Source organism: Pedobacter sp. NO84 (assembly GCF_059703915.1).
This window is the reverse complement of sequence record NZ_AP046575.1, coordinates 1,166,474-1,180,597: the sequence shown is the minus strand read 5'-3', so window position 1 is coordinate 1,180,597 and position 14,124 is coordinate 1,166,474. Positions and strand designations below refer to the sequence as shown.

The following is a 14,124-nucleotide window of genomic DNA, read 5'->3' as shown; positions in this document are numbered from 1 at the left end:
CATTTAATACAATTTAACTTTAATAATTCACGGTTTTTCCATCTTTATAACATGTTTAAAGAAATAAAAAATAGGTACGTTCGCTATTTCACGCTTTTTATATATTTTATCATTATTTTCTTCTGCGCTCTTCAACTTAACTTTTTATGGTTATTTGGTTATTCTCCATCGTACGCGGACATTAAAAAACCTGCCCAACGGGTTGGGTCTGAGCTCTACACATCAGATGGGGTGTTAATTGGTCGTTATTTTAAGGAGAATAGAACTCCTATAAATTATAACGAAATTTCGCCAAGTCTAATTAATGCCTTGGTAGCAACAGAAGATATCCGCTTTTATAAGCACTCTGGCATCGATATACAAGCAGTTGGAAGAGCAATTGTAGGTATGGGTAAAGATGGAGGTGCAAGTACAATTACGCAACAGTTAGCGAAAAACCTTTATCGTACGAGGTACGTTAAGGCATCGGGACTAACTGCTCGTATCCCGATAGTTAATAAAATAATTCCCAAGTTAAAAGAATGGATGACTGCGTTAAAACTGGAATCTAACTATAGTAAAAACGACATCATCACGATGTACCTTAATACGGTATCCTTTGGTAATAATGCTTATGGCATCAAAACGGCCTCCCGGGTTTATTTTGATAAAGATGCTAAAGAACTTTCTACTACAGAGGGGGCTTTATTGGTTGGGATGCTCAAAGGGACATCCTTTTATAATCCACTAAAATACCCTGAAAGAACACTGGAGAGGAGAAATGTGGTATTAAACCAGATGAATAAGTACAATTACCTGAGCAAGGACAGTTTAAATCTACTCGTTAAGCAGCCTATGCAATTAAAAGAAGGTAAAATAGCTGATGGCAGTGATGGCGATTCGTACCTAAGGGCAGCGGTAGATAAATATTTAGAAAAATGGTGCGAAGAAAATGGCATGAATTTATATGAAGATGGACTGAAAATTTATACGACCATTGATTCTAAGCTTCAAGGTTATGCAGAGGAAGCAGTAAAAGATCAAATGCGGGTTTTGCAGCGTCGTTTTTATAATGTTTGGGGAAATGAAGATCCCTGGGAGGATTCAGAACGTAAAAAGGTCGACTATCCTGATCGCGCTAAACGTAATCTGCCTATTTATGCCATGTTGCAAAAGAAATTTAAGAACAACACTGATTCGATTGATGCCTATTTTAACAAAAAGAAAAAAATGAGGATCTTTTCTTATAAAGGAGAAAAGGACACGTTGTTTTCGACCATCGATTCGATTCGTTATTACGGAAAGATTTTAAACACTGGAATGATGACTATGGAGCCTAAAACCGGGAAAATTAAGGTTTGGGTTGGTGGGATTGATCATAAATTTTTTAAATACGACCATGTAAACCAGTCTAAGAGGCAAGCGGGCTCCACTTTTAAACCTTTCGCTTATTTAGCTGCGCTTGAAAAAGGCATGAGCCCATGCACCACCTTTGTGGATAAACCCGTAAAGATTCCTTATCAAAACCATGGCAGAACAGAATATTGGGAACCTAAAAATGCCGATTGGAGCAATACTTATCAATCAATGTCATTACGTTGGGCAATGGCAAAATCTGTAAATACCATAACTGCACAGGTTACAGAGGCAGTAGGATGGGATAATGTGGTTAAGTGGGCACACGAATGTGGTATAGAAAGCAACCTTCAGTCGGTTCCATCCGTAAGCTTAGGACCGAACGATGTGTCGGTTTATGAAATGGTAAGAGCATATGGTACTTTTCTAAACGAAGGTGTAAGAACAGATCCTATATTGGTAGAAAAGATTCTGGATCAGAACGATAATATTATCGAAGAGTTTACCGCTAAGACCAAACGTGTACTAACGGATGAAATTGCTTGGTTAATGCTCTATATGTTCAGAGGTGGTATGGAAGAGCCCGGAGGTACGTCTCAAGCCTTATGGGAATGGGATCTTTTCCAGAAAAATAATCAGATTGGAGGCAAAACCGGAACATCATCCGATTATGTTGATGCATGGTATATGGGTATTACCAAAGATTTGGTTACTGGTGTTTGGGTAGGCTGTGATGAACGTACAGCACATTTCCAAAATGGTGAACAAGGAGAAGGTTCCCATACTGCATTGCCTATTTTCGCTAAATTTATGGAAAAGGTTTACCATGATCCCAGCAGTGGCTATACGTATGGACCATTTCCCAAATACAAAGGTACCATCTCTGTAAATTATAACTGCCCTACCCCTCGTCAACAGATTGATACTACGTCTATAGATAGTAACCTGGTTGATTCGTTGGATATGGCCGCACCATCCACTGAAGAACAACAGCTTGTCCCAATTCCTGAAACGGAGGGGCAAAAGGTTGAAGAAAAGAAGACTACAGAGGTTCCTATAAAGCAAGCAACACCTGTTGCACCCACTATTCCATTATCTAAAAAAGAAGAAAGAGAACTAAAAAGGAAACAACGACAAGAAGAAAAAGAAAAGAAAAAAAACGAAGGAGGCTAATTGTTTGTATATAAATCCAATGCACTTCTTTTTTCGTATAATTATAGAATCATTTGTTTAGTAAAAATACACCCATGAATAGAACTACCTCACTTAAAAAATCGCTTCCGATTTTATTACTCATTTTGGTATCAGTTATTTCAGTACAAGCCCAGTATTTTGGACAAAATAAGGTTAGATATAAAAATGAAGATTTTAAAGTGTTACAAACACCACACTTCGAAATCTATTATTATATTAAGAACGATAAGCTCTTAAACAAATTTGCACAAGATGCAGAAACTTGGTACAAAATGCACCAAGAAGTTTTTCGCGATACTTTTCTAAAGAAAAATCCGATTATTTTATATAGCAATCATCCCGATTTTCAACAAACGTCGGCCTTAAACGGTGAAATTGGCATTGGAACAGGTGGTGTAACAGAAGCACTCAAAAACAGGGTGATTATGCCTGTACTGGATATCCGTAGTCAAACCAGACACGTTCTTGGTCACGAATTGGTCCATGCTTTTCAATATCATACTTTATTAGAACGCGATTCTATCAGTTTAGAAAATATTGGCAATACTCCTTTATGGATGGTTGAAGGGATGGCGGAATACCTTTCTGTAGGCAAAAAGGATGCATTTACATCAATGTGGATGCGGGATGCCTTATTAAATAGAGATATTCCTTCTTTAAAAGATCTTACTAATTCGAACAAATACTTTCCATATCGTTATGGACAAGCTTTTTGGACTTTTATCGGCTCGCTTTATGGCGATACTACCATTGTTCCTTTGTTTAAATCCACTGCTCGTTTTGGATATGAAGCGGGGATTAGATATACATTTGGATATGATGATCGGACGTTATCGGGATTATGGAAAAATTCAATCGAACAGCATTATCGTCCATTGTTAAAGGCAGATAGCTCACAGATCAAAATTTCGGGAACAAAAATTATCGATAATAAAAATGCAGGTAATATGAACGTTGCCCCTGCTATTAGTCCAGATGGAAAATATCTTTCCTTCCTTTCTGAAAAAGATCTATTTGGCATTGATCTATTTCTTGCAGATGCGAAGTCAGGAAAAATATTAAGAAAACTGAGCAGCCAAGTCTCCAATTCTCATATAGATGATTATAATTTCATCGAATCAGCGGGTGCTTGGTCGCCAGACAGTAGATACTTTGCTTTTAGCATTTTTAGCTCCGGTAAAAACCAGATGCTTATTATTGATGTGTCTAACGGGAATACCATTTCTCAGACACCAATGGGTAGAGTTGAACAATTTGGAAATTTAACCTGGTCGCCAGACGGCAAGGAGGTTGCATTTTCCGGAATGGTTGAGGGGCAGAGTGATATTTTCTCTTATAATCTCAGCACTAAGGTTCTAACCCAAATCACAAATGATGAATTTTCTGATTATGCTCCCAACTTTTCTCCTGACGGACAAAAAATAGTGTTCTCATCTGATAGGGCAGCAATTGCAGCAGGTAGTGTTAATGCCGTTTACCCCATCAATCTTAGTGTGTATGATATTGCGAGCAAAACCGTTTCTGATATCAATGTATTTCCTGGAGCCAACAATTTAAATGCACAGTTCTCTGGAGATAGCAAAAGAATTTTCTTCTTATCAAATCGTGATGGTTTTAGGAACCTATATGAATATAATCTTACGGATCAATCGGTTAATCAATTAACCGATTATTTCACAGGTATTAGCGGGATTACCGAATTCTCTCCCGCCATTAGTGTATCAAGAAACGATGATATTGTTTATAGCTATTACCGTTATCAACGCTATACTTTATATAACTCTGCCTTAAGTAATTTTAAAGCCAAAAAAGTTGATCCTAAAGAGGTAAACTTTGATGCGGCTATTTTACCACCGATGGAAAATGTTGGGGTAAATATCGTTAACTCTAATCTCAGCAATTTTGATCGTTTCGAGAAAACCATCCCTGATTCTTTAAAATCAGTTGCCTACAAACCTAAATTTAAGTTAGACTATTTAGCGAATAGTGGCGTAGGTGTGGCTACGAGTAGATTTGGAACTGGTGTACAAGGTGGTGTTATTGCAATGTTTAGCGACATCTTAGGAAGAAACCAAATTGTTGGTAATATATCAATTAATGGAGAAATCTATGATTTTGGTGGGCTGGTAGGTTATGTAAACCAAGAAAGCAGAATTAATTGGGGTGTAGGATTATCCCATATCCCTTACACTACGGGTTTTAGAACGTTTGGTGCTTATCGACCTAACTCAGGTGCTCAACCTATTGATACCATTAGTACCAATATCTTAAGAACCTTTGAAGATAAGTTAGAAGTATTTGGTTCCTATCCTTTTAGCAAAGTGCACAGGTTTGAGGCAGGTGGTGCGTTTTCTTATTACAGTTATCGTTTAGATCGATTTAATACTTATTATCAGGATCAAAATGGATATCCATTGTATTATCTTGGCTCTGATAGGGAAAAGGTTTCAACAGCTAAAGCAACCTCTACCTTGGGAATTCCTTTAGATCCTTTCTCTATTTGGCAAGCAAATGCTTCATTTATTGGAGATAATTCGATCTCGGGGGTTACCTCGCCGTTAGATGGATTTAGGTATCGAATTGGGGCAGAGCAATATTTCGGAGATTATAATTTCACTGCCATTACTGCAGACCTAAGGAAATACTGGAGAGCAAAACCCGTTACTTTTGCAGTTAGGGCCTTAAATTATATGAGATTGGGTAGAGATGGCGAAAGTTTATATCCTTTATATGTTGGATATCCATATTACATTAGAGGTTACGAAGCAAATTCATTTTATAATAGTAAGAGAGTAAATACAGGAACTTTCAATATTAATCAACTATCTGGAAGTAAAATCGCCGTATTTAACTTTGAGGTAAGGTTGCCTTTCACTGGGCCAAAAAAATTGGCTCAAATTCCGTCGAGATTCCTATTTTCAGACTTGAACCTGTTCTTTGATGCAGGTTTAGCCTGGACAGAAGATTCGAAAGTAGCATGGAAGAGTCAGCCAAGCGCTGCGATATTACCAAATGGAACACCAGCAGAAAGAGTACCTGCGGTAAGTGCGGGTATTTCGTTAAGGGTTAATGTATTTGGTTATTTTATAATAGAGCCTTATTATGCTATTCCTTTCCAACGTAAGGATGTAAATGTTGGCGTATTCGGACTAACATTTGCTCCTGGATGGTAAGATAGTTATGATAATCAAATTTGGCCGCAGATGCGCAGATTACAACAATCTGCGCATCTGCGGCCTTTTTGTTGATTTACGTTAATTTCAGTCACAAATGCAACTCTTGCAGCAGCATGCATGGGGTAGTAAGTATTTTTCGTTGCAATGAACACAGTGGATGGAACAATTTGCATAATACCGTAAACTCGATATATTTGAATATGAAAAATTTCAAATTTTTATTAGTTGTAGTGATCAGTTTTTCCTTTTTTTCGGTAAGCGAAAAGCATGTTGAAAAATACCAGTGCATGCCTTGTGGACTAGAGTGCGACAAGATCATTTTAGATGGATCTGGGAAATGCTCAAAATGCCATATGGATTTAGTGAAATCTTCGACAGTTACTTTTAAAAGCCTCTCTCCTGCTTCAATTTGTAATTATATTAAATCACATCCTCGAACTGTTCTATTAGACGTTCGTACCAAAGAAGAGTTTGAGGGAAAAGCGGAACCTAATTTTGGAACATTAAAAAATGCGATTAATATCCCCATTCAGGAATTAAAAAGCAGGATCGCAGAAATCGACAAGTATAAAAATCAGGAAGTGATCGTCTATTGTTCACATAGTCATAGAAGTCCGCAAGCTTCTTATCTGTTGACGCAAAATGGTTTTAATCACATCATTAACATGAGTGGAGGAATGAGTGTAGTGAAAGGCAAAGACTGTATAAAGTAAAATAAAATGCAGAAAATGATCCTTACCATTTTTTTGTTATTTTCATTTAGCGAAGTTTATTGTCAAGTAACAGATTCTGTGTATCACAAGCCTATCCAAAAAAACTTAAGTTTATTAACAGGTTTATTTTATAATAACCGCGCATTTGTGGATTTGGGGATAGCTATTAACACGAATGGAACTGTTGGACCTCATCCCATGTCTTCAGCCTATTTCATTGCAAACGAATTTCACTTAGTTAACCACAAATTAGTAATCGGTCCAAAGATTGGCGCATGGATCGGCGGCGGTATGTCTGCATTAGCCCTGGGAGTAAATGCCATTTATTATTCTGATTTTGAACAGGGTTCTCTTGTATTTAGACCTGAGATTGGTTTGGGGGCGGGCAACTTTAAATTAACGGTGGGTTACAATTGTCCACTTACCAACAGTTCTTTTAAAAGCATAGCACGAAGTATGGTGGGGTTAACCTATTGTTTTAAGTTAAAAAAAGTACGAATGCGTAAAGAAAAATAATAAAACAACTATGACAAGAAAAATTATAAGCATTATCATCGGATATATCATTTTTGTAGCCACTGCACTTGCATTTTTTAAACTTACAGGGCATGATGCACATGGAGACCCAACCTATAGGTTTATGATGGTTACAGCAGTTTATGGTGTAGTTACCTCAGTTATTGCAGGATTAGTGACCCAATTAATTGCGAATACAAAAAATCTAAAAGTAAATTATATACTTGCCCTTATCATTGCGGGTTTCGCTACATTTTCTTTTTTTAAATCCGATGGTAATCATTACACCCAAATTTTAGCGATTTTTGTATTTGCGCCTGCATCAATTTTTGGAGGATTTTTATTAATTAAAGGAACCCAATCTAACTATAAGAAAAATGGGATTAGATAGCGTTGAGCTGGTTATGGAATGGGAAAAATTCTTCAAAATTAATATTCCTGACAATGAGGCTGAAAAGATGATTACTGTTCAGATGGCTGTTGACTATATTTCATGCCAAGTTACCTATTTCAATAACGGCTACTCGATTAAGGAGAAAGTTTTAAAAGAATTATCAGTGCATCTCCCAATAACAAATAACGATTTAAATCAACACATTGTTAAAATTATCCCTTTGGAGCATAATGCAACATGGAATTTAACAGCCAATGAAACAGGATATGACTTCTCTCCCTTATTAAATGAGAAAATCTCGAAATTCTTTGATCGTATCTTTCCTCAAAAAGATAATATCAATGACACAACAGTTGATCGTTTTGTTGATTTGGTATGTGCCGTTAATTATCAAAAATTAATTAATGGAACACAAATCAGAAACAAATATGAAGTAATGATTGCAGTGATGGGCATAACCATAGACAAAATAGGAATAGATCCATTTGAGATTTTCTTAGAGAGTTCATTCACTAAAGATCTTGGAGTAAATTAAATAATTCTAAATTTATAGAAAGCTCTCTTTAGAGTTTTGATTAAAACCTCCTTAATGGTTGACCAACAATTTAGCAATATAACAATATAACAATTCTTTTTGTTAAGACATTATCCCTAGAGGCAATGCTACCTGTGTATTTAACTTGCGAGTTGATAGAATATTCTCAAAATCTAAACCGATAGTTAAATCAATCCAATCCGGATTACAAGAACGTACAATTCTTTCTTTTTGCAACCTGGTAAACCTGCTTACCAATTTAAAGCGGCCTAGCGCCTGAGCTTCGGTTTTAAACTCTTCAAAGTAAACCAGACGGGTTAATTGCTGGCCACTATCAAAGAATAGGTTTGGCATCTGCTTATAAAAATCTAACGTTTTAATCAAATCAGCGCTCATTCCTACGTGTAAACTGGTGCGATTTCTGTCGGTTACGATGTAAACAAATTTTTTCATGATTTCTCGGCTTTTAAATTAAAACTAAATTAATTAGATTATTACTTGCACTTCAAATAAATATTACTAACTTTATTGGCACAATAATACTAACAATTTTAGTAAAAACAAATTTATTTTAAAATTATTTTTATGTCAAACATTTCATCGAACCTCAAGTACTTGAGAAAGAAAAAAGGGCAAACGCAGCAGCAATTCGCTGATGCTATGGAAATTAAGCGATCATTAATAGGAGCCTATGAAGAAGATAGAGCAGAGCCTAAATATGATTTGCTAAAAAAAATAGCAGAATTTTTTGATTTAACAATTGACGAGTTTATCAATGAAACTATAAATGACAGTTGGAAACCTAAACCCAAAAGCCAAGGTTCTAATTTAAGGGTATTAAGTATATCGGTTGATCATAATGATAAGGAGAATATAGAATTGGTACCCGTAAAAGCTAGTGCCGGTTACCTGAACGGTTTTTCTGATCCTCAATATATCCAAGATCTTCCTAAATTTCAGCTTCCCCTACCCGCTCTTAGGCAGGGAACTTTCAGGGCATTTGAAATTATGGGCGATTCCATGTTGCCTATCCAACCTGGAAGCGTAATTATTGGAGAATACCTGGAGAACTGGGCAGAGGTGAAAACAGGCGAAACCTATGTAGTAATTAGTAAAAACGAAGGTGTAGTATATAAGAGAGCAGGTAATCGTTTTAAAGAAAATAAAGAACTGAAACTCATATCTGATAATAAAGTGTATGATCCCTATTCTATTGATGCGGATGATATTTTAGAGATATGGAGGGCAAAGGCTTATATTTCAACTACCTTACCCGATCCTACCCCAGAACCAACCATAGAAACCTTATCAAGTATGATGGCCCAAATGCAAAAGTCCATTTCACAGCTCAATAAGAATTAACATATTTTAACATGTGTTGATTAAACTCTTTTATGATTTTTTCATCTATCCTATTAAATAAGTAATCAACCAATTTTAAAAGTATAACACATGAAAAAATTAATTTACACCGTAGCATTAGTAGTAATGGGAATTACTGCTAGCTATGCACAAGAAAGAGGGGGTCCACGCAGATCTAATGAAACTCCTGAGCAAAGGGCAGAAAAAATGGCCACTGCTTTGCAAACTAAACTTAGCTTAACTGCTGATCAGAAAGAAAAGGTGCAGGCACTAGAGTTAGAACGCATTAAGAAAAGTGAAGAATGGCGTAAAAGTGATCAAGGCGATATGAAAGGTAAGATGGACGAACGCAAAGCCTATATGAAAGCCAGCAAAGATAAAATGGATGCGATTTTAACTGCCGAACAAAAGACCAAAATGGAAGCTGCCCGTAAAGAGATGAAAGATAAAATGAAAGATGGCAGAGGAAGAGGTCCAAAAGGTGAAAAAGGCCACAAAGGACCAAAAGGTGAAAAATCACCCCCACCTCCTCCTGCTAATAACTAGTTTTCAGTTAACTGTTTTCGGTTAACAAAAAACCCTTAGTTTAATTTAACTAAGGGTTTTTATTTTTTCAATGAGCTTAGGTTAAATGAAACTCCTATCCCGATAGCTATCGGTACCACTAGCCCAACTACTTCAGATATCCGGTGGAATTCAAAAAATCAGCCCAAACTTTGTAACCTTCTGGGATTAAATGCAATCCGTCCTTGGTTAACTCGGCGCGTAAATGTTTGTCGTTATCGGTAAACTGGTTGTATAAATCGATAATAGTCACCTTTTTAGCACCTAGTTTTCTAATCTCGTCATTTATATAAATAATATGACTATCCTTACCATAGTGGTTTTTAAATTTTTCGAACGATGAATTTACTGGCAACAGGGTATTAAAATAAATCTCCGTTTTTTTAGAGCCCTTTCTAATCCTGCTGATCATCTTTTTATAATTTCCAATGATTACACTATCAGGAATATTTCTTGACACATCATTGATCCCAATCAAGATGAATATCTTTTTAGGTTTACCATCAATAATATCCTGCAATCGCTCTAAAACTCCAAAAGTAATATCTCCAGAAATACCTCTATTTATCGCCTGTGGCAAATTTAAAAGCTTTGCCCAATCGGTTCCAGCGGTAATGCTATTGCCCAAAAAGACATAATTTACCTTGGTTATTGGCTCGGTTTTCCATTTAGTTACAATCTCTTTGTACTTGCCAGGGCGGTATAAACTATCCCAACTTACGGTTTGGGCAATTGCATTACTAAAGCTTAAGGCAATAATTAAGCCGAGCGCTAATAAAGATTTATTTAAGAAAGTTTTCATATTGCAAAATTAATGTGATAACGGGGTTCTAACCAGATTTAATTTTTCTCTATTCCACGTAAACGCAGTGAAGAAAATGGCAAAAAGGCAAGAGCAGCTGATAAATATTAAGGCATAATCCCACCCTGTATATTTAACCAAATATCCAACGCCGGTATTGGCTAGTTGATCTCCGATAAAGTAGCCAAATAAACCAGTTAGGCCAGCAGCTGTGCCGGCAGCTTTTTTGGGCACCAAATCAATTGCCTGTACACCAATTAGCATTACTGGTCCATAAATAAAGAATCCAATTGCCCAGAGTGAAACATTTTGTATGGTGTGGTTTTCGCCTGGATTTTTCCAATAAACCAACACAGCAATCAATGTCATTGCCATATAAATGATAGTTACTGGAGCTCTTCTACCTTGAAATAATTTATCGCTAATTACACCACAAAGAATTGTACCAGGAATAGCGGCCAGCTCATAAAAAGAAGATGCCCAAACAGATTGATCTGGTGTATACCCCTTTGTTTCCTGTAAAAATAAAGGTGCCCAACTAACAATACCATTCCTAACTATATACACAAATGCATTTGCAATGGCTATATACCATAACAAACGATTATTGAGTACATATTTAAAGAAAATGTCTTTTGCAGAAAATTCTTTTTCTTGTGTTTTGGCATCGTAACTTTTAGGATAATCATTGTTATATTCTTCAATAGGCGGTAAACCAACTGATTGTGGAGTATCTCTTACTAGAAGTAGCGCAATTAAAGCGAATAAAATGGAAACCAAGCCAGGGAAATATAGTTTCGCATGCCAATTTGAAAATAACTCTATTGCTAAAATAGTTAAAGGGCCCGCAAAAAAACCTCCGGCATTATGTGCCAAATTCCAAATCGACATAATTGTTCCTCGTTCGCGAACGGAATACCAATGGGCTACAACACGACCACAGGCGGGCCAGCCCATACCTTGAAACCATCCGTTAATGAACAACAATATGAACATAATAGCAACCGATGATGTTGCAAATGGAATTAATCCCATAAAAATCATTGTAAAAGCTGATAGCACCAACCCAATTGACAGAAAATACCTTGCATTGCTTCTATCTGAAACGTTCCCCATCAGAAATTTACTAAAACCATAGGCAATAGAAAGTGCCGACGCAATAAGCCCAAGTTGACCTGTATCATAGCCTTGGTTCTTTAGATCAGGAATAGCAAAAGAAAAATTTTTACGCACAAAGTAATACGCAGCGTAACCCACGAATATCCCTACGAAAACCTTGATTCGTTCTATACTGTATATAGACTTAACTTTCTCTTTTGGTAATAATGGTTTATGCGCTGCAGGTGGTGGAAATAGTCTAAATCCCATGTTTTGTTCTTTTTAGTTGGTTGCGGTAATTTCTAGTACCACACTTGTTAATGCTTCTTGATTTGTTTTGCTCACTTCAATTCCAATATTCATCAGATACTCCCCAGAAAAGGTTTTATCATTACTGGCAATAGCCGATTTTACGTTTGGCATTAAATTGATTTCTTTGATCTTGTATTGTTTTGAAGGATCCAGCCCCTGTAAACGTACCGGCGAAAATACTTCTCTATATCGAGAACTCAAATTGTAAGCGAAGAGTATAGCATTCTTTTTACTTTGGTCGCTAAACATTACAACCGCCCTATTTCCTTCGTAAGGAGAGGCCAACCGGTAAATATTTCCTTGGTAAACTATTGGACTAAATCGTTTATAATTAGCAACGGCCTGTTGACTAAATGTGAGTTCGTCTGCAGTAAAATGGGAAATATCAATATCATAGCCTAGTTTACCCATCATCGCCACGTCTGTTCTAAATTTGAGCGATTGTTTGCCCCAACTGGTGATATGGTTAGAGATCGTATTTGCGGGGAAAAAATAAGAATAGCCCCATTGAATGAAAATTCGTTCTACACCATCAGTATCATCACTAGGCCAAAATTCTGTGAAATATTTCATAGCACCATAATCGGCCCTGCCGCCACCGCCAGAGCAAAGCATGATGGGAATATGTGGATATTTTTGCCTAACCCGATCTAGAACCGAATATAGAGCTCTGGTATATTCGATGTACATATGCGATTGATCATGACCTAAGTAGGGCGAATAACCATTGGTAATGGTTCGGTTGCAGTCCCATTTAAGATAAGCTAGGTTTGGATTTTGTGTAAGCAGATCATCAACCACTTTAAAAACATGATCTTGGACCTTAGGATTAATTAAATCTAGCACCAATTGATTGCGCTGATAAACTTCTGCACGATTGGGAAGCTTAAGAACCCACTCTGGGTGCTTTTCATACAAATCACTTTTCGGATTAACCATCTCAGGTTCGATCCAGATACCAAACTTTATGCCTTTTTCTGTTGCAGACTTTACCAAATAGCTAACACCATCAGGTAATTTTTTCTTATCTACCACCCAATCGCCCAAGCTAGTCTTATCATTATCCCGTGGGTATTTCTCGCCAAACCACCCATCGTCTAGAAGGAACATATCCACACCCAAGGTTTTAGCATTATCGAATAGGCTTACCAATTTTTGCTGATTAAAATTAAATCCGGTAGCTTCCCAATTATTTAATAGGGTTAGTCGTCCCTTTTCTCCATCTAAAACGCCAAATTTACGGGCCCAGTCGTGCAAATTTCTACTTGCTAATCCTTTTCCTTTGTTGCTATAGGTAAAAATAAATGCAGGTGTGGTAAAGGTTTCGTTTGGTTTTAAATGGTACTCTGAGGCGTAATTGTTTATTCCAGTGGCCACATGGAGCATATTTCGGTTATCAATTTCAAAAGAAAACTTAAAATTACCCGTCCATGCTAATGTTCCAGCAATCAGCTCGCCACTGTCTTCTGTAGAAGCGTTGCTTCCAATGGTTAAGAAGAAATGCTGAGCTTGGTATTTTCCAGCTCTGGTGCCTAACTTACTGTCGATTATTTTAATCCCACTGGTTAATTCATGCTCCTGCATATTCATTTCTTTGGCCCAATCGCCATGAAATTGTGTAAGCCAATAATGGTCGGCACCAAAATGAAGCATTGAGGATGCGTAATTGGTAAGCATGATATCGCTCTTTTCCGCATTTTTAATACTTACCCAATTCTTGATGACATTCTGCTCAGGATAGCTTAAAAAGTGTAGGGTAACTTCGGTATCATAAACTCCATCTTTTAATATGATATCTGTTTGTATAGCCCCTTCTGTAGTTTTGAGCACCGCATGTTTAACGTATTTAAGCTCAAGAGATGGATTCCCATCAGCATGTACAACCCGAATTGCTGGTTCAAATTCGAAGTCTAAACCTCCACCGGGATAAGCCTCAAAGCGCTTATCTGTATAATTTCCATCGGTTGATTTAGCACCGAAATAGCTCTGGTACAAGCGTTTATTGTTACCGATTTTAAATATAAGTTCGCTGTCTTTTGCAGAAATTTTTATCGTTCCATTATCTTGGGCAAATGCGCTGATTTGGAAAAAGATACCAAGTAGCCAAAGGATTTTTTTCATTT

At 36.8% G+C, this 14,124-nt stretch carries 12 protein-coding genes; 8 read left to right on the top strand and 4 right to left on the bottom strand.

From position 1 onward, the window contains the following. Positions 1-51: 51 nt before the first annotated feature. The 6 genes from AC6H0V_RS05230 to AC6H0V_RS05205 all read left to right on the top strand — a co-directional run bounded on the left by AC6H0V_RS05230 (position 52) and on the right by AC6H0V_RS05205 (position 7,863). Positions 52-2,508, top strand: coding sequence for a transglycosylase domain-containing protein (locus AC6H0V_RS05230; RefSeq protein ID WP_497562658.1), 2,457 nt, complete (start codon positions 52-54; stop codon positions 2,506-2,508). A gap of 74 nt (positions 2,509-2,582) precedes the next feature. Continuing rightward, on the top strand, positions 2,583-5,702 hold the full coding sequence (locus tag AC6H0V_RS05225; RefSeq protein ID WP_497562657.1) for a basic secretory protein-like protein: 3,120 nt from the start codon (positions 2,583-2,585) through the stop codon (positions 5,700-5,702). Between the two features lie 203 nt (positions 5,703-5,905). Continuing rightward, a complete protein-coding gene (locus tag AC6H0V_RS05220) occupies positions 5,906-6,418 on the top strand; it encodes a rhodanese-like domain-containing protein (RefSeq protein ID WP_497562656.1) in 513 nt (170 codons plus the stop codon). Positions 6,419-6,424: 6 nt separating this feature from the next. Next, a complete protein-coding gene (locus AC6H0V_RS05215; RefSeq protein ID WP_497562655.1) occupies positions 6,425-6,934 on the top strand; it encodes a hypothetical protein in 510 nt (169 codons plus the stop codon). Positions 6,935-6,944: 10 nt separating this feature from the next. After that, positions 6,945-7,325, top strand: a complete 381-nt coding sequence (locus AC6H0V_RS05210; RefSeq protein WP_497562654.1) for a hypothetical protein — start codon at positions 6,945-6,947, stop codon at positions 7,323-7,325. Continuing rightward, positions 7,312-7,863, top strand: a complete 552-nt coding sequence (locus AC6H0V_RS05205) for an acyl carrier protein (RefSeq protein WP_497562653.1) — start codon at positions 7,312-7,314, stop codon at positions 7,861-7,863. The genes AC6H0V_RS05210 and AC6H0V_RS05205 overlap by 14 nt, the downstream gene beginning before the upstream one ends. A 102-nt stretch (positions 7,864-7,965) precedes the next feature. Here the strand turns inward: AC6H0V_RS05205 and AC6H0V_RS05200 are convergent, their stop codons facing one another. Then, positions 7,966-8,316 (bottom strand): GIY-YIG nuclease family protein, encoded by a 351-nt coding sequence (locus AC6H0V_RS05200; RefSeq protein ID WP_497562652.1) that lies wholly within the window; start codon positions 8,314-8,316, stop codon positions 7,966-7,968. 132 nt (positions 8,317-8,448) lie between these two features. Here AC6H0V_RS05200 and AC6H0V_RS05195 point away from each other — a divergent pair, with 132 nt between their 5' ends. Beyond that, on the top strand, positions 8,449-9,225 hold the full coding sequence (locus AC6H0V_RS05195) for an XRE family transcriptional regulator (protein WP_497562651.1): 777 nt from the start codon (positions 8,449-8,451) through the stop codon (positions 9,223-9,225). Between the two features lie 90 nt (positions 9,226-9,315). After that, positions 9,316-9,771: a DUF4890 domain-containing protein gene (locus AC6H0V_RS05190; protein ID WP_497562650.1), complete on the top strand. Its 456-nt coding sequence runs from the start codon at positions 9,316-9,318 to the stop codon at positions 9,769-9,771. A gap of 127 nt (positions 9,772-9,898) precedes the next feature. Here AC6H0V_RS05190 and AC6H0V_RS05185 read toward each other — a convergent pair whose 3' ends face one another. Genes AC6H0V_RS05185 through AC6H0V_RS05175 form a run of 3 tightly spaced genes read right to left on the bottom strand, consistent with a single transcriptional unit; the run spans position 9,899 to position 14,122 of the window. Further along, complete coding sequence (locus AC6H0V_RS05185; RefSeq protein WP_497562649.1) at positions 9,899-10,591, bottom strand: GDSL-type esterase/lipase family protein; 693 nt, start codon at positions 10,589-10,591, stop codon at positions 9,899-9,901. 9 nt (positions 10,592-10,600) lie between these two features. Continuing rightward, the gene (gene glpT / locus AC6H0V_RS05180) at positions 10,601-11,959 is read right to left on the bottom strand and encodes a glycerol-3-phosphate transporter (protein ID WP_497562648.1); all 1,359 of its coding nucleotides are present in this window, start codon (positions 11,957-11,959) and stop codon (positions 10,601-10,603) included. A gap of 12 nt (positions 11,960-11,971) precedes the next feature. After that, positions 11,972-14,122 carry an alpha-galactosidase gene (locus AC6H0V_RS05175; RefSeq protein ID WP_497562647.1) on the bottom strand — a complete coding sequence of 717 codons (2,151 nt, stop codon included), beginning with the start codon at positions 14,120-14,122 and terminating at the stop codon, positions 11,972-11,974. Positions 14,123-14,124: the final 2 nt, after the last annotated feature.